General features: G+C 48.5%; 1 protein-coding gene. It reads right to left on the bottom strand.

The window, feature by feature from the left end:
• Nucleotides 1-266: rhodanese-like domain-containing protein (locus R0K30_RS22225; RefSeq protein ID WP_410613039.1), on the bottom strand; the 266-nt coding region annotated here is incomplete at both ends.

The following is a 266-nucleotide window of genomic DNA, read 5'->3' as shown; positions in this document are numbered from 1 at the left end:
GGAACGCCTCAATATCAGGTCTGACCGCTCCGCGGAAATGACCGAGATCATACTCATAGTCGTTTCTGGCGTCGATCACGATGGTATCAGGATCCTGCATTTGCTCATAAAAGTCTTTCGGTTTCAAATGCTTGCCCGTCGTGACATTCGGATCAACATCATCTTCGAGACGAAGCGTCACCAATTCTTTTTTATGGCGCACAAACATTTTGCGGAATGCATGTCCGTCAGCCTCGTCAATTTTGATCGGCATGTCGGCAAAGCGC

The organism is Bacillus sp. SIMBA_154 (assembly GCF_046536015.1).
Taxonomy (GTDB): Bacteria; Bacillota; Bacilli; order Bacillales; family Bacillaceae; genus Bacillus; species Bacillus pumilus_P.
This window is presented reverse-complemented; position numbering and strand designations above follow the sequence as displayed.